The organism is Enterococcus sp. HY326, assembly GCF_026157065.1.
GTDB lineage: Bacteria > Bacillota > Bacilli > Lactobacillales > Enterococcaceae > HY326.
The window spans coordinates 451,054-471,471 of the sequence record NZ_JANLGQ010000002.1 but is presented as its reverse complement, the minus strand read 5'-3'; the positions used below and the strand labels follow the sequence as shown (position 1 = coordinate 471,471).

The 20,418-nt window shown below is 39.4% G+C and carries 19 protein-coding genes; 5 read left to right on the top strand and 14 right to left on the bottom strand.

Annotation, left to right across the window (positions count from 1 at the left end; translation table 11 throughout):
• Nucleotides 1-19 precede the first annotated feature (19 nt).
• From ORH16_RS06895 to rpsT, 3 genes are all read left to right on the top strand, one after another.
• On the top strand, nt 20-862 hold the full coding sequence (locus ORH16_RS06895) for an undecaprenyl-diphosphate phosphatase (protein WP_265457437.1): 843 nt from the start codon (nt 20-22) through the stop codon (nt 860-862).
• A 229-nt stretch (nt 863-1,091) separates the two neighbouring features.
• Nucleotides 1,092-3,047, top strand: coding sequence for a heavy metal translocating P-type ATPase (locus ORH16_RS06890; RefSeq protein ID WP_265457435.1), 1,956 nt, complete (start codon nt 1,092-1,094; stop codon nt 3,045-3,047).
• Between the two features lie 105 nt (nt 3,048-3,152).
• A complete protein-coding gene (gene rpsT / locus ORH16_RS06885; RefSeq protein ID WP_265457433.1) occupies nt 3,153-3,407 on the top strand; it encodes a 30S ribosomal protein S20 in 255 nt (84 codons plus the stop codon).
• 258 nt (nt 3,408-3,665) lie between these two features.
• Here rpsT and holA read toward each other — a convergent pair whose 3' ends face one another.
• From holA to ORH16_RS06860, 5 genes are all read right to left on the bottom strand, one after another.
• The gene (holA, locus tag ORH16_RS06880) at nt 3,666-4,670 is read right to left on the bottom strand and encodes a DNA polymerase III subunit delta (RefSeq protein WP_416207845.1); all 1,005 of its coding nucleotides are present in this window, start codon (nt 4,668-4,670) and stop codon (nt 3,666-3,668) included.
• A gap of 90 nt (nt 4,671-4,760) precedes the next feature.
• Nucleotides 4,761-6,833, bottom strand: coding sequence for a DNA internalization-related competence protein ComEC/Rec2 (locus ORH16_RS06875; protein ID WP_265457430.1), 2,073 nt, complete (start codon nt 6,831-6,833; stop codon nt 4,761-4,763).
• A gap of 190 nt (nt 6,834-7,023) precedes the next feature.
• On the bottom strand, nt 7,024-7,542 hold the full coding sequence (locus tag ORH16_RS06870; protein ID WP_265457428.1) for a ComE operon protein 2: 519 nt from the start codon (nt 7,540-7,542) through the stop codon (nt 7,024-7,026).
• Nucleotides 7,543-7,917: 375 nt separating this feature from the next.
• Nucleotides 7,918-8,805, bottom strand: a complete 888-nt coding sequence (locus tag ORH16_RS06865; RefSeq protein ID WP_265457426.1) for a helix-turn-helix domain-containing protein — start codon at nt 8,803-8,805, stop codon at nt 7,918-7,920.
• A gap of 144 nt (nt 8,806-8,949) precedes the next feature.
• Nucleotides 8,950-9,561, bottom strand: coding sequence for a helix-hairpin-helix domain-containing protein (locus tag ORH16_RS06860; RefSeq protein ID WP_265457424.1), 612 nt, complete (start codon nt 9,559-9,561; stop codon nt 8,950-8,952).
• A 161-nt stretch (nt 9,562-9,722) separates the two neighbouring features.
• Between ORH16_RS06860 and ORH16_RS06855 the strand changes: the two genes are divergently transcribed.
• Nucleotides 9,723-10,268 carry a sigma-70 family RNA polymerase sigma factor gene (locus tag ORH16_RS06855; protein WP_265457422.1) on the top strand — a complete coding sequence of 182 codons (546 nt, stop codon included), beginning with the start codon at nt 9,723-9,725 and terminating at the stop codon, nt 10,266-10,268.
• Nucleotides 10,249-11,025, top strand: a complete 777-nt coding sequence (locus ORH16_RS06850) for a hypothetical protein (protein ID WP_265457420.1) — start codon at nt 10,249-10,251, stop codon at nt 11,023-11,025. The genes ORH16_RS06855 and ORH16_RS06850 overlap by 20 nt, the downstream gene beginning before the upstream one ends.
• Nucleotides 11,026-11,126: 101 nt before the next feature.
• Here ORH16_RS06850 and ORH16_RS06845 read toward each other — a convergent pair whose 3' ends face one another.
• From ORH16_RS06845 to ORH16_RS06805, 9 genes are all read right to left on the bottom strand, one after another.
• Entirely contained in the window at nt 11,127-12,173 is a 1,047-nt protein-coding gene (locus tag ORH16_RS06845) for a SepM family pheromone-processing serine protease (RefSeq protein WP_265457418.1), read from the bottom strand.
• Nucleotides 12,170-12,661, bottom strand: a complete 492-nt coding sequence (gene coaD, locus ORH16_RS06840) for a pantetheine-phosphate adenylyltransferase (RefSeq protein WP_265457416.1) — start codon at nt 12,659-12,661, stop codon at nt 12,170-12,172. The genes ORH16_RS06845 and coaD overlap by 4 nt, the downstream gene beginning before the upstream one ends.
• Nucleotides 12,658-13,215 carry a 16S rRNA (guanine(966)-N(2))-methyltransferase RsmD gene (gene rsmD, locus ORH16_RS06835; RefSeq protein ID WP_265457414.1) on the bottom strand — a complete coding sequence of 186 codons (558 nt, stop codon included), beginning with the start codon at nt 13,213-13,215 and terminating at the stop codon, nt 12,658-12,660. Before rsmD ends, coaD begins: the two co-directional genes overlap by 4 nt.
• 86 nt (nt 13,216-13,301) lie before the next feature.
• The gene (locus ORH16_RS06830) at nt 13,302-13,679 is read right to left on the bottom strand and encodes a YlbG family protein (RefSeq protein ID WP_416207841.1); all 378 of its coding nucleotides are present in this window, start codon (nt 13,677-13,679) and stop codon (nt 13,302-13,304) included.
• Nucleotides 13,669-14,097: a YlbF family regulator gene (locus ORH16_RS06825; RefSeq protein ID WP_265457778.1), complete on the bottom strand. Its 429-nt coding sequence runs from the start codon at nt 14,095-14,097 to the stop codon at nt 13,669-13,671. The genes ORH16_RS06830 and ORH16_RS06825 overlap by 11 nt, the downstream gene beginning before the upstream one ends.
• On the bottom strand, nt 14,087-15,208 hold the full coding sequence (locus tag ORH16_RS06820; RefSeq protein WP_265457412.1) for a CAP-associated domain-containing protein: 1,122 nt from the start codon (nt 15,206-15,208) through the stop codon (nt 14,087-14,089). The genes ORH16_RS06825 and ORH16_RS06820 overlap by 11 nt, the downstream gene beginning before the upstream one ends.
• A gap of 21 nt (nt 15,209-15,229) precedes the next feature.
• A complete protein-coding gene (locus ORH16_RS06815) occupies nt 15,230-18,658 on the bottom strand; it encodes a pyruvate carboxylase (protein WP_265457410.1) in 3,429 nt (1,142 codons plus the stop codon).
• A gap of 35 nt (nt 18,659-18,693) precedes the next feature.
• Entirely contained in the window at nt 18,694-19,887 is a 1,194-nt protein-coding gene (locus ORH16_RS06810; RefSeq protein WP_265457408.1) for an FtsW/RodA/SpoVE family cell cycle protein, read from the bottom strand.
• A 3-nt stretch (nt 19,888-19,890) separates the two neighbouring features.
• The gene (locus ORH16_RS06805; RefSeq protein WP_265457406.1) at nt 19,891-20,193 is read right to left on the bottom strand and encodes a YlaN family protein; all 303 of its coding nucleotides are present in this window, start codon (nt 20,191-20,193) and stop codon (nt 19,891-19,893) included.
• Nucleotides 20,194-20,418: the final 225 nt, after the last annotated feature.

The window sequence follows — 20,418 nt, the reverse complement described above, 5'->3', positions numbered from 1 at the left end:
TGATGAAAGGAATGAAAAAATGGTTTTATTTGTAAATATTATTAAAGCAGTCTTCTTTGGGATTGTTGAAGGCATCACCGAATGGCTGCCGATAAGTAGTACCGGTCATTTAATTTTGCTGGATGAATTCATTAAAATGGATTTGTCGGCCGAATTTATGAACATGTTTAATGTGGTCATTCAGTTGGGGGCGATAATGGCCGTTGTTGTCCTCTATTTCGATAAGTTAAATCCTTTTTCTCAAACTAAAACAGAAATTGAGAAAAAAGATACGTGGAGTTTGTGGAGTAAAGTCGTCATTGCATTTATCCCCTCTGGTATTATCGGACTGCTGATTAATGATTTTTTAGAAGCTCATCTCCAAAACTTTGTTAGTGTGGCTATCGTCCTGATTATTTATGGGATTGCCTTTATTATTGTTGAAAGAATCAATAAAACAAAAAAACCGAAGTGTACGGATTTAAATCGCTTCACCTATAAAGCAGCTTTGATTGTTGGCTTTTTCCAAGTCCTGTCGCTTGTTCCCGGAACCTCTCGTTCTGGTGCAACCATCTTGGGGGGCATTATGATTGGAGCTTCCCGCTTTGTAGCGACGGAGTTTTCTTTCTTCCTAGGAATTCCGACAATGTTCGCTGCCAGTGGCTACAAGATTTTGAAATTTATTGCAGCTGGCAATAGTTTCTCCATCGGCGAAATTGTCGTTTTGTTAGTCGGCACAGCCGTATCTTATTTTGTTTCAATTATTGCCATTCGCTTCTTGATGAACTATATCAAACGTAATGACTTTACAGTTTTTGGCTGGTACCGAATCGTGCTCGGAATTATTGTGCTCGGTTATTGGTTATTTACAAGTGTCCTTTAAGCTACTTATCTAAACCTCTTCTTTTCAGAAGAGGTTTTTTTGTATTGTAAATGATAATAATTATCGTTAGTGATTTGCGACAATACGATGAATAAACGATTTCATTCTTGAGTGATAATCACTTTCATTCTCAATTACGATATTTTATTATCAATTAGACTTTTTATATGATATGCTATATTTGTAAAGAGGAAATCGAAAAAATTATTGAACGAGGAGGAAAATCATCATGAGAAAAGCAGAAAAGCAAGCTGTGTTTTCAACAGTCGGCTGTTTAGTTTTTATGGTGTTGGGATTTATTTTAGAAAAGTTACAAGTAGGCAGTTATCCGCTGTTTTTCGCTGTGGCGATTTTTTCTGGAGGCTGGAAACAAACCACTGAAGGAATTAGTGAAATCATTCATGAGAAAACCTTAAATGTCGATTTATTAATGGCGCTAGCTGCAATTGGGGCTTGTATTATCGGCAATTGGTTTGAAGGTGCCATGCTGACCTTTATCTTTTGTCTCAGCGGTGCTTTAGAGGAATATACGACCAATAAAAGCAAAAAAGAAATTACCGCTTTAATGCAATTGAAACCAACGAAGGCCCTAAAATTATTGGCAAATGGCCGAACCGAAGAAGTGGAAGTTTCAGAATTAATTTTAGCCGATCAAGTTGTGGTACCAAAGGGTGCGGCTATTCCAATTGATGGTGAAATCATTCAAGGACGCACAACGATTGACGAAGCAGCCATCAGCGGCGAGTCTGTGCCAGTGGAAAAAAGTGTTGGCGCAGAAGTTTTTGGCGGAACCACCAACACAGGTAACGCCTTTACCATGAGCGTTTCTAAAACTAGTGAAGATACGTTGTTTGCAAAAATTATTCGGCTAGTCGAGGATGCCCAAAATACACCCACACAAACCGCTTCCTTTATTGGAAAGATTGAAAACATTTATGTGAAGGCTGTTTTAGTTCTGGTTCCCCTATCAATTATTTTAAGTCATTTTTTATTAGGCTGGAGCTTCCAAGAAAGTTTTTATCGGGGAATGGTGCTGTTAGTTGTAGCCTCCCCTTGTGCCCTCGTTGCAGCGGCAACCCCAGCAACTCTGGCGGCCATTTCTAATGGCGCCAGAAACGGTGTGCTCTTTAAAGGCGGCACCTATTTAGAAAATCTAGCGCAATTAAAAGCAATTGCCTTTGATAAAACAGGAACCTTAACCAGAGGGAAACCAACTGTTACCGATAGCCTGTTTTTAGGAGACAAAAAAACAGCTATTGATGTGCTAGTTGCCTTAGAATCTAAAACGACCCATCCACTGGCCGAAGCAATTGTGGACCACTTTATCATTGACTTACCTGAAGAGTTAAAACAAGTTGATGTGACTGAAATTGCTGGCTTTGGTGTTCAAGCTGAAATCGATGGCCATTTATGGAAAATCGGTAAGCATGCCTTTGATCCAAAAAGCACTCAAGTCTCAGCAGAAGTATTAGATAAGATTACTTATTTTCAAGATTCCGGAAAAACAGTCATCTACTTAGCCAAAGAGGATCAACTACAAGCTGTCATTGCCCTCTTTGATGTTGCTAAAGCTGAGGCTCGCCAAGTCGTTCAGTATTTTAATCAACAAGGTGTTCACACTACTATGATGACAGGGGACCATCAAGGGACTGCCAAGGTTATCGCAAAAGAAATTGGGATTCAAAAATATTACGCTGATTGTTTGCCGGAAGATAAAACGAATTTGATTGCTGCTGAAAAAGAAAATTATCAAGTCAACGCCATGGTCGGCGATGGCATTAATGATGCCCCTGCCCTTGCGACGTCCTCAATCGGAATTGCCATGGGAGAAGGAACCGATATTGCGATGGATGTGGCTGATGTTGTCTTAATCAAAAATGATTTAAGCAAATTACAGATGAGTCACCAGCTGTCAAAAAAATTACAGCGAATTGTAAAACAAAATATTGTGTTCTCATTAGCAGTTATTTTGTTGCTAGTGCTATCAAACTTTTTCCAAATCATTAGCCTACCTCTTGGTGTCGTTGGTCACGAAGGCAGCACAATTTTAGTTATTCTAAACGGCCTGCGTCTGTTGCGGACAATTAAAACACCTGATTATCAGGATAAGCAACCGAAAAATCCGCAAGATTGTCAAAATTGTGAGCTCTATAAATTAGAAAAATGTGCAAATTTTCACTGTTAAGGAAAAAAACTTGTCACATGTATTGCAAAGACATCAGCCTTTAGGTATAATGATTACTGTTGATTATGCCACGTGCATAAGATCCTACTTATCGGAGGTGAAAAAATGCCAAACATTGAATCTGCAATCAAACGTGTTCGTACAAGCGAAATCGCTGGTGCGAAAAATTCATCTCAAAAAAGCGCAATGCGCACTGCAATCAAGAAATTTGAAGATGCAGTTGCTGCTGGAGCTGACAACGTAGATGCACTATATAAAGATGCTGTTACAGCAATCGACAAGGCTGAGACTAAAGGATTAATCCATAAGAACAAAGCTGGTCGTGACAAATCTCGTTTAAGCAAACAATTAGCTAAATAAGGTTTAAAAAAAAGCAATCAAGTAAAATTGATTGCTTTTTTGCTACCCTCAGCTATTTAAAAAATGATTAAGTGTAACTCGGCAAGCAACTAAAAATCTAAGCTCGCTTTTGGTTGCCAACCATCACTCTTCATATTCTGCCGGTAATTCATTTTGCATCCCCTTATTAACAAAAGAAATATCAGCTTTTTTCAGTCTACTTTCACTTCAACAAAAAATTATTTTCCAAAGCAATTTAAACTTCAATCTAAATTCTGGTTAACTCACTTTTCCCACAGTATTTAAGACAAATAGTTGAAAGAGAATTTCCTTATCCCCCTGCCCTGTTTTAAACCGGTAGTCATTTTCCACCAACTGGTCAAAGATTGTTTCTAGAGTCTCCAATTGAAACCGCCGCACTTCCTGCATCGCCAATTTCACTCGATAGGGATGAATCGACAATGTGCTGGCAATATTTCCTTGCTGATAGCCAATACCCACTAAAATTTTAGTTTGTAGATACAGACGCACCTGACTAATCAAAATGCTGTTGATTTTGATTGTTTCTTCCCCCTGCAGCAATAAATCATCATAAAGCCGCAACGCCGCCTCAGCTTTTCCCTGCAGAACAAAATTGGTCATATCAAAAATATTATGCTCTAAGGTTTTAGGAATTAAATCTTGGATTATTTCCTGGGTAATTTCACCATGGGCACCAACATTTGTAACAAGTTTTTGAAATTCCCCCATGATTTTAGACAAACTCAAATCAGTCAAACGCAATATCAATTCTAAATTGTCTGAACTGATGCTAATCTGTTCTGTAGCAAACAGTTCTAGTAGCAGCTTTTTCAACTCCCCTTCAGTTGGAGGTTTAGTTTCAATTAAAGTAGCCGTTTTTTTTAATGTCTTGGTGACTTTTTTACGTTCATCAAGTTTTTCATAAGGAGCAAAAATCACCAGCACTGTCGACTCTACCGGCTGCTGTAAATAGGCAATAAATTCAGCCAGGTTTTCCTGTTCTTTTTGATTTTTAGCCCCCGTTAAAAAATCAGGGTTTTCAACAAAAACTAAGCGGTGATCACCAAAAAAAGGCATGCTCTCTACTTCATTCATAACCTCAGCTAGTCTGTCTTCTCTGAGGTCAAAGGCCGCAAAGTTTAAATCTGCTTCGTCTACAACTTGCGTCTTCTTCAAAAAAGCCTGTCGCACTTCATCCTGCAGATATTTTTCAGTTCCTAAAATTAGATAAATCTGCTCTAAATTATCCTGTATGGCTTTCATACCTTGTTGTACATTCACATCAGTTCACTTCCTCATGTGTTATCCTATCATGACAATACAGGTTTGACTAGTTGTTAAATACATCTGGCTTTATTCCTGTTGAACGACTGTTTGAATATCCTTCAAATTAAAGTTTCCATCTGAAAAATAAATCATGCCATCACGATCTGTACGCAGCACCCTACTGTCTTTAAGGGTTGCTAAAACCTCTGGATGAGGATGTCCAAAGCGGTTATCTTGCCCACAGCAAATAATCGCTACAGTTGTCTCTAGCTGATTAACAAATTCCGGAGTGGTCGAGGTTTTACTACCATGGTGGCCGACTTTCAAAATATCAGCAGACAAGTTTGGATAATTTACCAAAAGCTCTTGCTCTCCTGCTGCTTCAAGATCACCAGTCAAAAGTAGTGAACGCTCCTGTAACTTCGTCCATAAAACTAATGAATCATTGTTTTCTCCTAAGACATTTTTTGATGGATACAGTATCTGAAATTTGAAATAATCGCCAATAACATCACCAGCTTGAACAAGTTGTAATCTTCCGTTTTGTGCTGTAAAATCTTTTAAAAAGTCGTGCATTTTCCCATTATTTTGAACACCGTTTGCTAGATAAAGCTCATTGACTGAGAAGTTTTCTAAAAGATTTCTTGTTTCTCCCATATGATCTTCATCCGCATGGGTAATAATCAATTTGTCGATGGTTTTTACTCCCCGAGATTGAATAAAGGGAATTAAATTGTATTCCGAGGGACTTTGGCTGTGGCGCTCTTGCCAGCCTTCTCTGGAGAAATTCAGTCGACCTCCTGTATCGATTAAAATCGTCTCTTGTAAAAATGGCGCTTCAAAGTAAATGGCGTCGCCCTGACCGACATCAACAAATGCAAAAAAGTAGTCTGTTTTAAAATGATGTTTGTAAGTTGGTAAAAGTAATATCAACAGGATGGTGATAGCAAGCTGCCAGTTTCCCTTTCTTATTACAAAGATAAAGAGCAGACTGCACATCAGCAAAAACAGAAGCATCACAGAGCTAATGATACTCAAACTTAAAGATAAACCAGAGAATACTTTTAAAAAACTTTCAGTAGCAAAAAGTAAAAACTCTAAAAAATCCTGATATAGGCCAAAAACAGCGAAGTCTTTTAAAAGACTGACCGGCAGGCAGAACAGAAGCGACGGAAACAGAATGTTTTTGAATATCGGAAAGAAAAGGACGCTAAAGAAAGCTCCTAAAATCGGTATTTGATAGAAGCTAATTGCAAAGATAGGAATTAGACAAACTTGTAAAATCATGTTTCTCTTCAAAGGTGCAAAGGTTTCAAATTCAATTTGGTTTAGTTCCAACAATAAGAAACTCAAAGCAAATGAAATAATTCCTGATAGTGAAAGAAACGCTAAGGGACGTAGCATTAGAACTATCAAAAGTGTGATACTAAATGAATCTAGCTTTGACAGTTGCCAATTGAACAATTGTTTCAGCCTTTGTAATAAGAAGGCTATTCCACCTCTCAATACTGGAATACCAGCACCACAAAGAATCATGATTGAAAAGACTAAGACACCTATAGGAACAATTGAGGCTTCTATGGACAGGTGGCAACGACGCATTATCCAGTAAAATAGGTTTGCTATCATGACAATATGGATACCCGACATACTGATTAATTGGGTCAGGCCAACGCCGGAATAGACTTTCCTTAATTCCTGAAAACTCTGCTGTCGGTAACCTAAAATAAGTGGTTCCAAATAGCTTCGTAATTTTTTAGAAAAAGTTTTTTGGAGATATACTATTAATTGTCGCCGGATTTTACTTAAACTAATTGAATCTTTTTCTCCTTTGATTTGGTAGGTCTCTATCGTTAAAATACCCGCCTGCCCCATTGTCTTTAAGTAATCTTGGTAATTAAACCCTCCTAGATTGCATTGGCCATCCGCCTCACTGAGTTCTCCTTCAACAGTTAGCGTACTATTTTGAGAATAGTACTGCCAATGTTCTTTTTCAGCTTCACTTTTAACCACCAACCTCGTCAGATAGTTTTTCTTAGTTGAGAGATCTTGGCTGGTAAAAGATACTAAGTCCCCATTGACTTTGATACTATCTGGTTGAATTTGAACTATAAAACAATTAGTCGCTAACTCTTCTTCAGTCAATTTAGTTTTAGCCAACGCAATACTTGTCAAACTACACAAAAAAAAGCTGCAAACAATTGCAAGAAGCCATAACTTCCTACTGCGTTTACAGCATAAATGTATCAATAAATAACTAGTGACTACGGCTAGCCAAAGACTTGGTGCAATTAAAAGCCCCGCTAAAGCAGCCGAAAAAATCACAGGAAACAGCCAATAATTTGTCAGCTTATTCCCCAAAAAAATCCTCCTCGACTCCTAAACGGATTTTTGAAAAGTATTTCTTGTCCAGTTTAACTTGATTGACCTCAGCTCCGACTTGTCGAATAAGTTCCAGAGCATATGGATCATTATGATAATCATGGAGATAATGAATTTTCTTAATGCCAGCCTGTAAAATGGCCTTCGTGCAAGGCAAGCACGGAAAATGCGTGACGTAAATTTCAGCGCCCTCAGTGGCAATGCCGAATTTGGCGCATTGTAAAAGAGCATTCATCTCAGCGTGAATCGTTCTCAAACAATGTCCATCAACCATATAGCAGCCCTCGTCAATGCAGTGGACATCTCCAGAAACCGAGCCATTGTAGCCGCCAGCGATAATCCGTTTATCACGAACTAATGTTGCACCTACTTCAAGACGCTTACAGGTACTGCGCAAAGCTAACAGAATGGCTTGGGCCATAAAATATTGGTCCCAAGGAATCCTCTGTTCCTGAGATTTATCTACAGATTTATTTTCTTGTGTCATAAAATTCCTCTTTTCAAGTAGTAATTGAATAACAATTTATTACCATTATCCTATCAAATTTTCAATTGTTTGAACATCCCTTTTACAAATTCATCTTAGGAAGTTTCTCCGTTGTTTAGTTTTCAAGGAACAGGCTTTTAAGAGCTACTGAAGTTGGCTGGCTATTTATAAATACGCAATTTTGCTAAAATTTCAAAAAAAGAGCCTGTGATATTAGTTTCTTTAACAGATGAAATCCCGAACTATATTTTATTTGCTCCTGAGGTCCAATGTGTCCGAATCGCAAATTGACACTAGCTAGTGGTTTCACTAGCTGTAGTTCATAAAGTTCGGCTCTGTTCTAACTAATGTCACAGCCTCTGGTAGCTTTATTTTTCAAATTAAATGGCGAGCTTTTAGAAGTCTCGTAATCAAAGCTCCCACTATCACAATGAAAACCAAAAGGACAACTGCTACGAATCCAATCACCAACACTTGCAATGCCCAGGAGCTTTGAAAAAAGTTCTCTAAAGGTTCGATTAGAAATGTTTTTGCAAAGGCTGGGATAGCTTCAGTCTGAAGACTTTGTAAAGCTTGACGGATCTCAGGTAAGCCAAAATCAGGGCCTAATTCGTAGGACCAAGGACCAACGCTCTGATTTCCTAAAGCAAAAAAGCCCAACGCGAAATTACCTAGACTAAAATACCCAATAGCTAAATTGCCGAAAGCTAGAAGTGCCAAAGCAAAGTTACCAAAAGAAACTATACCAGCTGCAAAATTGCTGAATGCAAGGACTCCAACAGCCGCAACTCCACCTGCGACAATTCCAATTGAGGCAATTCCGATGGAAAAAATACCGCAGCTTAAAAGGCCAACTGAAAAAATCCCTTTGGAAATTAGCCCAGCACTAAAAATGCCTTTTGCAGTAGGAAGATACTGACTGCGCTTCTTAAAGTCCAACTGGCGATTGACAAACAGCAGACGATATCGCAACAATTCCCCTAGGTTGGGAATCACCAAATGTAATAGAGGCAATCCCCAAAGTAAAATGGAGCTGCGGTATTCGTAATAAAAATTCGGTTCCCGCTCTTCTAATAAATCATCGACTGACAAATTTAGTAAGTCAGCCACGTTTTTCAGCGTATCGATATCTGGCTTGCCTACTCCACTTTCCCACTTGGAAATAGTTTTATCCGATACAAATAATCTATCGGCTAATTGCTTTTGGGTCAGTTGCTGCTCCAGCCGATAGTTACGCAATTTTTCACCTAAGAAATTTTCCATATTTTTCCGCCTCAAACACCATCATTTTTTATTTTAAGCATAGCATTTTTTAAGAAAATAGAAAGAAAATATAGCGTTTTGGTTCTCTACGCTGAGTAGAATACCGATGTAGTGCTCTTCATCAGAAAAGTAGAAGCAGCTATATCAGACAGTAATAAAGTCTTTGAGCTTTTCCAAGGTTTTTTCACCGATACCAGAAACCTTCGTCAAGTCTTCAATGTTGGCAAAGCTACCGTTAGCTTGCCGATAATTGATAATATCTTGCGCTTTTTTCTCGCCAATACCTGAAAGAGTTTGTAATTCAGCTAAATCTGCGGTATTGATGTTTACCTTGTCAGCTTCACCAGATGGACCACCACTATTATCTGGTGATTGAAAGGTGTTCAGAGGTTCTTCTCCAACCTTTGGAACATAGATTACCTGCTGATCGGCTAGTTTGAGAGCAAAGTTCAGTTGGCTTTGGTCGGCCTCTGCCGTAAAGCCTCCCGCTAACTCAATCGCTTCAATCAGCCGACTTTCTGGAGCAATCTGATAAAGTCCCGGAATATGGACAGCCCCTTTGACATCAATATAGATAGGGCTGCTAGAGGATTCTATGGTACTACTCTCTTTTTCAATCAGCTGAGAAAAATCAGTCTCGTAGTTAAGCTCTTTTTGCTGATTGCGAAAAATCAAAAATCCGCCAATCACTGCTAAACCTAAAAACAAAAAAACATATAGTCTGAACTCTTTGATTTTCTCCCAAATTGATGACATGTTTTCCTCTGCTTTCTTTTCAAAATTTTAGTCATGCTAAAGATTCCTTTTTTTGTGCCTTGCTCTTTAACAATAAATACGCAAAATTTTAAATTCTTGACAGAATTTGAATAACTGCAACGTATAATGAAGTGAATAAGTAAAAAAAGGGGGTGAGCTGAATGTCTGATGAAGAAATTATCAATGGTTTATTGCAAGAGGATTACGCAGCCCTCGACCAATTAATTGATCGCTATGGCCGGCTCATTCTTTGGAGTATCCATAATATTTTGAATCAGCCAGAAGAATTTTTCTATCAAAAGGAAGCTGAAAATGAGACCTTTTTCAAGATTTGGCAAAATATTGCTGCTTACAATCCAGAAAAATCACAGTTTTCAACCTGGTTAGTTCAGATAAGTAAACATGTTGCATTGGACATTAAAAGAAAGTTGGTGCGCCTAAGAAAAGTTGAGCCAGTTTTGTCTATTGAAGACTCAGCTTTACTTTACGATGAAGGAGCGCCTTTTCTAAAGGAAAATTTTCTCGATTTAATTGCTTGCTTGAATACTGAAGACCAATTGATTTTTTTACAGCGCTACTACTATCAAGAGGCGCCGACTGACATTGCAGCAAGCCTAGATTTGAGTATCGAGACTATTTACAATCGCCTTTCTCGAGGACGCAAACGATTAAAGGAGGTCCTACAAAATGAAGCTAACCTATCGTAAATTGATGCAGGATGTAGGTGCAAACAAACTAAATGAAACAAGCAGTAGCTCCCTGGATGGATTAAAAAAACGAACAAAACAGTATATCTTTTTACAAAAAGTCCTAAGTCGCATAGAGGAGCTTTTAGCACCAGAAGAAACGATTCAAGCCTACCTGCCATTAGGAAATGATAGAAACTCTGTGGTTGCCAGCAGCGGTTGGGCTGGTCTTGCTTATGCCAGAAAAGACATCAGCAAAGAATATGTCGCCATATTCCATGATACCCGTGGCAATCGCTTGTTAATTTTCACAAATCAGCGGCTGATTTTTTTAACGATTATTGATTTTTTAGAAGAAGATAGTTATTTTAGCCATCCCTATGCGGACATCAAACAAATAAAATTAGCACCCTATGAGCTACGTTACTTTGATTGGCAGAAGAAACCCAAACGGCAAAAAATGACGTATTATATTTTGGACTTTCAAGCTGGCCAGCAAATTTTCCAAGAGATATTAAGCGAAGAAGATGCTCAAGTGTTTCAAGACAATCTGCAAAAAATTCCTTTGTTAAATTTAGTTCCTGTCTCGAAAAAAGTTCAGCGGGAAACCCTTTTTGACTATATTTTTAGCAATACCAGTTTGGCCTACAAAATAATATTCACAGTCTTTACGATTGGCCCCTTTTGTTTGTTGGTTCTCTTGATCATTCTTTTATTACAGGGGGCCCTTGGTGATTCCGGTCCTTATGCCGAATTTTTTAGAAATTTACATCCTTAAGTGATGAATATTTATATTATGTAAACTAGTTAATAGAATACAAAAAATAACAAAACTGCTCATCAACCTCTTGCTAGGCAAGCATTGATGAGCAGTTTTGTTTAATCTGTTAAACCATTTAAGTAATCAAGAGCATCTTGGACAGTTGTTACCGGTACGATTTCCATATCCGTGCCAATTTTTTTTGCAGCGGCTACGGCATCTTCATAATCCTCGCCATCTGTTGGAGCAAAGAAAACAGCGGCACCACTTTGGCTAGCACTGACAACTTTTTTGTCAATACCACCAATTTGACCAACATTCCCTTCACTATCAATTGTGCCTGTACCAGCAATTTGCTGGCCGTGGCGTAAATCCCCTTCTGTCAATTGATCATAAATTTCTAACGTAAACATCAAACCGGCTGAGGGTCCGCCGATTGAGCCCGTGTCAATTTCAACAGTCGTATCTGATTCCAATTCAGTATCTTCGACAAGTGTAATGCCGATCCCAGCAGTTTCTGTGCCATCTTCCGCTGACAAAGTAATCAATTCCTCGGTGGCGGTCCGCTCCTCGCCATCGTGATAATAAGTGATGGTTAAGTCGTCCCCGATATTTTTGGCTTTTACATAGGCCATAAAATCCTCTTGACTTGCAAAGGTTTGTCCATCAGCTTGAGTAATCGTGTCGCCAACTGCTAAGTCACCATAAAAATTCGAGCTGTCCTGCACACTCATCACATAAATTCCTTTATAGGCAAACGTGTACTCGACTCCCGCTAAATTGAAAGCCTCTTGGATGGCGCTGTTTTTTGCCGCTGTCATTAAATATTGCTGCATTTGATTATACTCTTCTGAGCTGGCATCTCCCCGCATTTCTTGGACCGACTCCACGTCTGCAAACTCATTAAATTGAGCCCAAAGTAAGAGGACCGGTGTCGCACGTCGATAAGCGACGGAGGTTAATGAAAATGAGCCCTCTTCCGTGTCTTCTTCGCCATTTATGGTAACCATTGATTTTAAATCAATGGTTGAACCCGGTGATTGGACGTAATATGGCAACGGCAAGCCCACAAAGGCTAGGGCTAATAAAAATAAAAGGACGAATGAACCAATTTTGACTTGCTTTTTTTTGAAAAAATTTTTTAACGTGTTATTCTTTTCTGTCATGCTTCTTCAGTTCGCTTTCTTTGAATTGCTTGATTGATTACTGGCGGTAGATATTTTTCAACATTTCCACCAAATTGAATCACTTCTTTTAACATACTGGAGCTGATATGGGCGTATTCTTCTGAGGACAGTAAAATAACTGTCTCTAATTCGCTAGAAAGATGCTTATTAATTGCGGCAATGTCCCGCTCATATTCATAATCTTTGACGCTACGAATACCCCGCAGCAAGAAATTTGCGCCTAATTCCTTAGCTGAATCAACTGTCAGCTGACGACTCTGAGCGATTACTCGGACATTTTGAAAGTCCGCTAATGCCGCACTAGTTAACTGCAGTTTTTCTTCAGGGGTAAAAAAACTTTTTTTAGTCGTATTGACAAAAACCCCAACAATCACTTCATCAAAAATCAATGCACCTCGGCGGATGGTGTCTACATGACCATTTGTTAAAGGGTCAAAACTACCAGGAAACAATGCAATTTTTTTCATTCTTCAACCTCTTTTCTAAAAATAGTCACAGCCGTAATCCCATAGGTTTGACGGCGATTTTCGCTGAGGCCGGCAACTGGTTCTAATTCAACTGTTTTATCTGTTTCACAGACAATCAGACCACCTGGGGCTAATAAATTATTTTCAACTATGTACGTCATCTGCTGAGCAATTTTTTGCTTAGCGTAAGGTGGATCTAATAAAATTAAATCAAAAGCCAAATTATCGGTCTTAAATTCAGCTAACGCTTGATCGGCATCCCGTTTGATAACTTGAAATTTTTGCGGTTCTTTAGTGATGGCTATATTTTCTCGAATAATCTTAAGAGCTTGAAAATTTTTATCAACTAAATAAGCTTCGTCCATTCCCCGAGAGATGGCTTCAATTCCCAATCCGCCACTACCGGCGTATAGATCCAAAACCTGACCGCCATCAAAATAAGGCCCAATCATATTGAAAATGGATTCCTTGACTTTATCAGTTGTGGGGCGAGTGTTGTCGCCGCTTAAGGCTTTCAAGCGCCTTCCCCGATACTCTCCTGCTACTACTCGCATCTTAACCTCCTGCAAACTTACTTCAATATCTTAACATGAAAAAGGATGAAAAACACCTGAGATACTCAAGTCCTTTCATCCCCGTTTTATACGCCTTCTGCCAGGCGTATTTCTGTACTTAACTCTTCCACTTCAAAGCCTTCATCATCATCCATTTGATAGGCGGCTCTGGTACCGATTTTTTCAGCAAAATTCATTTCTACATCCGGCCGATAAGATGGCTCGACACTGCGGACAAAATGTAATTTTTCAATGCGTTCTTTGATGTCTGTTACTTCCTCTTCGTTGACATAAAGCAAGACATATTTCATTCTTCGCGATAAATAATGTACCAAGCCAAAACGTTTGAGATTTTTTAACTGTTTAAAGCTGTAAACCCAGACAATTAACCCTCGCCGTTTTTGAACTTCAAATTTTGGTTCAACTATTTCGATTGTTTCATGCGTTTCATTTTCAACTGGCATGACAATTACCTCCACAACCTGCGTGACTGCCGCCTTCAAAGAAGGGATTGCCGGCATCCACTTTAATATTTTTTGAAATATGACTGGCCACCGCCAAACAAATCTCATCTAAAGCACCTTGAAAAGCGGTTTCGGCTTCTCGAAAGTCAGCGACCTCCGGATTTAAATCAAGGGCCCGCTTGCTCTTTCTAAGCACGCGATTTTTTTCCCGGTAATCGGGCGCATAAATTCCATAATCGGCAATTTTATCAAAAGCATTTTTCTTCTGCTGAAAATCCAGCAATAACGCTTGAGTGTCTTGATTGGCCAGCTGGCTTTTATTTTGTAGATAACTATCATATAGAGGGCTCTTTAAAAGTTCAGCGACAAGTTTGTCGCATTGATCTTCTAAAGCAAATAATTCTTCATTAATAATCACTGCTATCACTAACCTTCGTCTCGATTTGTTGCTGTAATAAGACTACCATATCTTCTTGATTAAATGCAATCGCTAATGATTCATCTTCACCGATAAAATGATTGTGAAGATAAGGATCACTGTACCAATTGAGGATGCTAAAGGTTACATCCGGAACAGGCTTCGCTGCTAATAGCCATTGTTCGGAAGTGATGCTAGTTTCTAAAAAATCACTTTGATTTAATAGCTGTTGCTGCAGGTAAGGAACGCCTGGTTGCAATTCCTGCCATTCCCGCAGTGCAGCATCCTCTAATAAGGTTTCCGGCTGCAGTTTTAGTTGCGCCGCCAATTGGCTCGTTTGTTCATAGAGTAAGCCGTCCGTTTGATAGCTGCTCAATTTTTCTAAATTTCGCAGATAATTTACCAAACTTATGCCCCGAGCACTGTTGGCTGTATCAATAGCCGCCCATTGCTCATCAGCTAGTTCAGCCGTCTGATAGCCAGTAAGCGGCTCGCTATTCCACTGGTAAGGCATAATTTGCAAAAGCATTTCTTGATTGAGATAGGCCATCCCGTACAGCTGGCCATTTTGCTGACCAAAAAATAAAATGGCAAAGGTATCATTATCAAAGGCTACTAGCGGCCGATAATTCATATCTTCTTCAGAAAGTTCGACTGACACTGGTTGTTCATTATAATCAAAATCAAAATTTGAAAATAAGGTCGTTACTGAGGTCAAATCAGTTAAATCCATTCCAAAATGAAAAGGCGCAATTCGGTCGCTAGAATCTCCAGCAACTTTAATTGCCATCACCGTATCATTTTTAATGTTGGCCTCAATGAAAATGTTTCTAACTGGATCTTCGTACGTAGCAATGCTATATCCAAAGCCTGTATCCTGTGCGGCAATCGGCGCTCCAAATTCTTCATTTAAGCGGCTAATCCCTTGATTGAGATAAATAGCAAATCCCTCAGTTGGAATCGTTTCATAACTAAGGGATTGATTATAGGGTAAAGTATCGACTGCTTCGTCTGTTGGACTAGCTAAGTCAGGTGGGAAAAAGACGGGTTCCAGATAAAAAGCAATCAAGACTACGGCAAAAATTGCTAAAAATCCTAAAAACTTTTTCATCTTTTTCCCCCTTTACTTTTACTATTTTTCTGTTATTTCAATCAATAAATCACCGGAAGCAATCGCTTCGCCATTTGCTACATAAATATGCTTGACTTCACCGTCGAAGCGGGCTTCGATAGCTGTTTCCATCTTCATGGCTTCTGTAACCATCAAGGTGTCACCCTTTTGAACAAGGGCTCCTTTTTTAACAAGAACCTCTAAGACCGAGCCTGACATGGTGGCACCAATTTGTTCTTTATTAGTTGGTTCCGCTTTGCGTTTCGTTTGAACGGAGCTGACGATTGAACGGTCTTTGATGACAATTTCTCGACGCTGACCATTCAAATTAAAGAAGAGTGTCCGATTGCCTTCGATGTCTGGTTCGCCGATTTCATCTAGACGAATAATCAGGGTCTTCCCTTGCTCGATAGTGACCGGTACAGATTCCCCTAAGCGCATGCCGTGGAAGAAGGTCGGCGTATCTAAAAGTGTTACATCTCCAAAATTACTATAAGAAGTTTGATAATCCAAAAAGACCTGTGGATACATCAAGTAACTTAAAATTTCTTCTTGTTTCGGTTCAAAGCCGATTTTTTCCTGTAATTCCTTTTTCACCTGCTCAAAGGAAACAGGTTCAGCTAATTCTCCAGGACGTTGCGTGAAGGCTGGACGGCCCTTCAAAATAATCCGTTGTAGTTTTTCAGGAAATCCGCCAGTTGGCTGACCTAAAGCCCCTTGGAAAAAGGTGACCACAGAATCTGGGAAGCTAAGCTCCTCCCCTTTTTCATAAATGTCTGCTTCACTCAACTGATTTTGCACCATAAATAATGCCATATCACCGACGACCTTTGAAGAAGGCGTCACTTTGACAATGTCACCAAACATCAAATTTACTGTATGATACATTTCCTTGATTTCATCCCACTTAGCACCAAGCCCAACTGCTTTAGCCTGTTGCTGTAAATTGGAATATTGTCCACCGGGCATTTCATGGAGATAAACTTCTGTTTGTGGAGCATTTAAACCATTTTCAAACGGCGCATAATACTGGCGCACATCTTCCCAATAATGATTTAATTTTTGGGTATTTTGAATGTTGATTTCTGGTGCACGTTCGCCGTAAGCTAAAGCGTAATAAAGACTACTCATACTCGGCTGACTCGTAGCACCGCTCATAGAACTCATAGCCACATCAACAATATCAACTCCAGCATTAACGGCTTCGGCATAAGTCATAATGCCGTTTCCACTTGTATCATGAGTATGAAGATGGATAGGCACATCGACGGTCGCTTTCAGTTCGCTAATTAAGCGATAAGCGGCTTGTGGTTTTAATAAGCCTGCCATATCCTTAATCGCAATTATATGAGCTCCCATGCCTTGTAAATCTTTAGCCATCTCTTTATAGTAGGTAACATTGTATTTTGCTCTTTGAGGATCTAATAAATCGCCAGTGTAACAAATGGCGGCCTCAGCAATTTTGCCGGTGTCACGAACAGCTTGAATACTTTTTTCCATCTGCGGCAGCCAGTTTAAGCTATCAAAAATACGGAAAACATCAATTCCTTGCTTCGCTGCTTCATTGATAAATTCGACTAACACATTATCTGGATAGTTGGAATAACCAACAGCATTTGAACCTCTAAAGAGCATTTGCAGCAATGTATTTGGCATCAATTTACGGATAATCCGCAGCCGCTCCCAGGGATTTTCATTTAAGAAGCGATAAGCGACATCAAAGGTTGCTCCACCCCACATTTCACTTGAAAATAATTCTGGTAAAGCTTGTTCGGTCAAGCTGCTGATTTCTTTAAAGTCCTGCGTTCTAACCCGGGTTGCCAATAAACTTTGATGGGCATCTCTGAAGGTTGTGTCCGTCAATAATAAGTTTGGCTGCTCTTTGACCCAAGTGACAACTGCGTCAGCACCTTGTTGATCTAAGATATTTTTGGCGGTTTGATAATTTTCTTTTAACACCAAATCAGTTGGAATCCGCGGTTGATCAAAATATTTTTTAGTAGTTTTTTCAATTCCCGGAAATCCATTGATGGTAATTTCACCAATATACTTCATCGTCTTGTTGCCTCGGTCTCGCAACCGAGGGAATTGGAATAATTCCGGAGAGTTATCAATGAAAGTGGTCTTTGCATCGCCGCTTCTAAAAGTTGGATGCATAATCACTTTTTGCAGGAAAGGAATATTGGTTTTGACACCACGAATGCGAAACTCAACTAAGCAACGACGCATTTTTTGAATGGCGTCTTCTAGAGAATGCCCGTGGGTACAAACCTTCACCAATAAAGAATCAAAGAAAGGTGTTACAACAGCACCAGAATAAGCATTGCCGACATCTAAACGAACACCAAAGCCGCCTGGTGAACGATAGGTATCAATTTTTCCAGTATCCGGCATAAAATTATTTAAGGGGTCTTCCGTGGTAATCCGGCACTGAATCGCTGCCCCTTTAATTTTTATCTCGTCTTGTTTCGGTAATCCAATTTCCTTATGCAAATCTTTGCCTTGAGCAATTTGCAGTTGACTGGTGACAATATCAATATCCGTAATCATCTCGGTAATGGTATGTTCCACTTGGACCCGCGGATTGACTTCAATAAAATAGAAGTGATCACCTTCAACTAAAAATTCAACGGTGCCGGCATTGACATAGCCGACATGTTTCATTAACTGAACGGCAGCATCACAAATCGCTGTTCTTTGAGTTGGCGTTAAGGATACACAGGGAGCTACCTCGACAACTTTTTGATGGCGACGTTGAACAGAACAATCCCGTTCAAATAAGTGCAGCACATTCCCGTGTGTGTCCCCTAAAATTTGAACTTCGATATGTTTGGGATTGCCGATATATTTTTCAACATAGACTTCATCGCTACCAAAAGCCGCCTTTGCTTCACTTTTCGCCCGCTCGTAGCCTTCTTTGGCCCCTTTTTCGTCAAGGCCCACCCGCATACCACGACCGCCGCCGCCTAATGCAGCTTTAATCATAATTGGATAGCCGTGGGTGTTGGCAAAATCCAGCACTTCAGAAATATCAGCCACCGGACCATCAGTTCCTGGGATTGAAGCAATTCCAGCTGCAATCGCCGCTTCTTTGGCTTTAATTTTATCACCAAAAATATCCAGCTGATGCAGCGTCGGGCCAACAAAAGTTAGGCCCTCTTCTTGACAACGTCTGGCGAAGTCAATATTTTCCGATAACAATCCATATCCCGGATGGATGGCATCTGCTCCGCTCATTTTGGCTATGCGAATAATATCTTCAATATCCAAGTAGGCATCAATCGGTTTGTGGCCAACGCCCACCAAATAGGCTTCATCGGCTTTAAAACGATGAACCGAGTATTCATCCTCTGCTGCGTAAATCCCCACCGTTTGAATTTGTAATTCCGTACAGGCCCGAAAAACACGAATCGCAATTTCACCACGGTTTGCAACAAGAACTTTTTTCATCAGATCACTCCTTCAAAATTATAACAAGCTTCATTTTATTTCACAGCAATTGCTTGCTGTTGAATGTCTTCCATAAAGCGTTGGCGTTTTTCATCTGCACTAATATTTAAGGCAATGCCGACACAAATTGACAGACATAATAAACTAGATCCCCCTTGACTGATAAATGGGAACGTAATCCCAGTCAGTGGAATAATACCGCTGATGCCGCCAAGGTTAATAAAAATTTGAATGATAAACAAGCTGGCAATTCCGATACACATCAAAGAATTGAAGGGACTGCGGGCACGGATTCCTACTAATAAAATTCGAGCAATCATAAAAATAAGCAGTGCCAAGACTAATAAGGCGACGATTAGGCCTAACTCTTCCATCAAAATGGCAAAGATATAATCGGTTTGAGCTTCACTTAAAAAGCCTCGTTTTTGAATACTATTTCCTAAGCCTAGACCAAAAAGTCCGCCGTTAAACATGGCGTAATAGCCATTAGCCAGCTGATGACCTGTATTTAAGTCATCGACAAAAGGATTAGAGAAAATGGCAAAACGGTCATAGACATATTGCCAGCGTTGAGGAATAATATTTTCCCCGAAATGCAAAACAAATTGAATGACACCTACACTAGCGAGAATTCCCCCGAGGCCGATGATAATCGAATACCAATAGTTTATTCCGCTGGCTAAAACCATAATCATCATCAGTAACACGATGATGGCGGTATTTCCTAAGTCTGGTTGAATGACAATCAATAAAGTTAACGCCCCGAGCATCAAAAGTGGTCGGTTAATCGATTGTTTAAAATCCTTTTGAATCATCTCCTGTCTTCTGGATAAGACAAAAGCCAAATACCAAATGACCACTACTTTAAAATACTCCGCCGGCTGAATAGTTCCCAATCCTCCGGGTATGGTGATCCAACCACGGGCACCGTTTACCGGGTCCATAAACAATACTAGAACTAATAGAAAAACCATCACGGCAATCGCTAAAATAATCATCCGCTGATTTTTCAACACATCAATTTTCAAGCGATAGATAAAGAAAATCGCAACTAAACTGATGATCCAAAAAGCCAGCTGTTTAAGAGCATCTGAAGCACTGGCAGCACTCTCTGCTGAAGTTGAAATTGATGTGGTACTGTAAACCATTAATAATCCTAAAACACATAGAATAATATAAGGAATCAAGATACCATAATCTAAAAAATGGCGCTTTTTAATCTTAGACAAGTATTAACCCTCCTTACCTAAGTCAACCTTGTCTTGGGTTTCCTCATACACTTCATTATATAATTGATTTAATTCGCGTTCTAAATCGCTCATTAACTGATTGCCATGCTCTCGGGTCACAATTCCTAAACGAATTGCATAGGTGACTTGCCGGGAAAAGCCGTACATCTGTGTATCAACGACTTCCTCGAAGGCTTTGCACTGAGCAATACATAACCTATTATTCTGATTGCGAATTAACATTTTAATCCGTTCGGCATCTTCCAATAACAGCTCAACAGCGTAATCTGAAGAAATATTATCCATCAGCTTCTACCTCCTATCTTAATAACACATTATAGCACAACAACTAGGAAAATAATTCGCTCTTTTGCAGTGATATACTTAGAAAAACTTATAACAACGGCTTCTAAAGACTTGGTTAAATTTTTAAAAAGATTTTTCTTTTGTGAAACATCGGCGTTTTGTGAAACTTAATAATAGGTTTTTCGTTTAGCTAAAAAGAAAAAGATTGGTGCTACAATCTTTTTA

Bases quoted from the DNA above. Each gene is read 5' to 3' on its own strand.
- ORH16_RS06850 (WP_265457420.1), top strand. From the start codon at position 10,249: ATGAAGCTAACCTATCGTAAATTGATGCAGGATGTAGGTGCAAACAAA.
- ORH16_RS06890 (WP_265457435.1), top strand. From the start codon at position 1,092: ATGAGAAAAGCAGAAAAGCAAGCTGTGTTTTCAACAGTCGGCTGTTTA.
- ORH16_RS06815 (WP_265457410.1), bottom strand. From the start codon at position 18,658: ATGAAAAAAGTTCTTGTTGCAAACCGTGGTGAAATTGCGATTCGTGTT.
- ORH16_RS06805 (WP_265457406.1), bottom strand. From the start codon at position 20,193: ATGGATAATATTTCTTCAGATTACGCTGTTGAGCTGTTATTGGAAGAT.
- ORH16_RS06845 (WP_265457418.1), bottom strand. From the start codon at position 12,173: ATGACAGAAAAGAATAACACGTTAAAAAATTTTTTCAAAAAAAAGCAA.
- ORH16_RS06860 (WP_265457424.1), bottom strand. From the start codon at position 9,561: ATGTCATCAATTTGGGAGAAAATCAAAGAGTTCAGACTATATGTTTTT.
- ORH16_RS06870 (WP_265457428.1), bottom strand. From the start codon at position 7,542: ATGACACAAGAAAATAAATCTGTAGATAAATCTCAGGAACAGAGGATT.
- ORH16_RS06865 (WP_265457426.1), bottom strand. From the start codon at position 8,805: ATGGAAAATTTCTTAGGTGAAAAATTGCGTAACTATCGGCTGGAGCAG.
- holA (WP_416207845.1), bottom strand. From the start codon at position 4,670: ATGAAAGCCATACAGGATAATTTAGAGCAGATTTATCTAATTTTAGGA.
- coaD (WP_265457416.1), bottom strand. From the start codon at position 12,661: ATGAAAAAAATTGCATTGTTTCCTGGTAGTTTTGACCCTTTAACAAAT.
- ORH16_RS06830 (WP_416207841.1), bottom strand. From the start codon at position 13,679: ATGCCAGTTGAAAATGAAACGCATGAAACAATCGAAATAGTTGAACCA.
- ORH16_RS06895 (WP_265457437.1), top strand. From the start codon at position 20: ATGGTTTTATTTGTAAATATTATTAAAGCAGTCTTCTTTGGGATTGTT.
- rsmD (WP_265457414.1), bottom strand. From the start codon at position 13,215: ATGCGAGTAGTAGCAGGAGAGTATCGGGGAAGGCGCTTGAAAGCCTTA.
- ORH16_RS06820 (WP_265457412.1), bottom strand. From the start codon at position 15,208: ATGAAAAAGTTTTTAGGATTTTTAGCAATTTTTGCCGTAGTCTTGATT.
- rpsT (WP_265457433.1), top strand. From the start codon at position 3,153: ATGCCAAACATTGAATCTGCAATCAAACGTGTTCGTACAAGCGAAATC.
- ORH16_RS06855 (WP_265457422.1), top strand. From the start codon at position 9,723: ATGTCTGATGAAGAAATTATCAATGGTTTATTGCAAGAGGATTACGCA.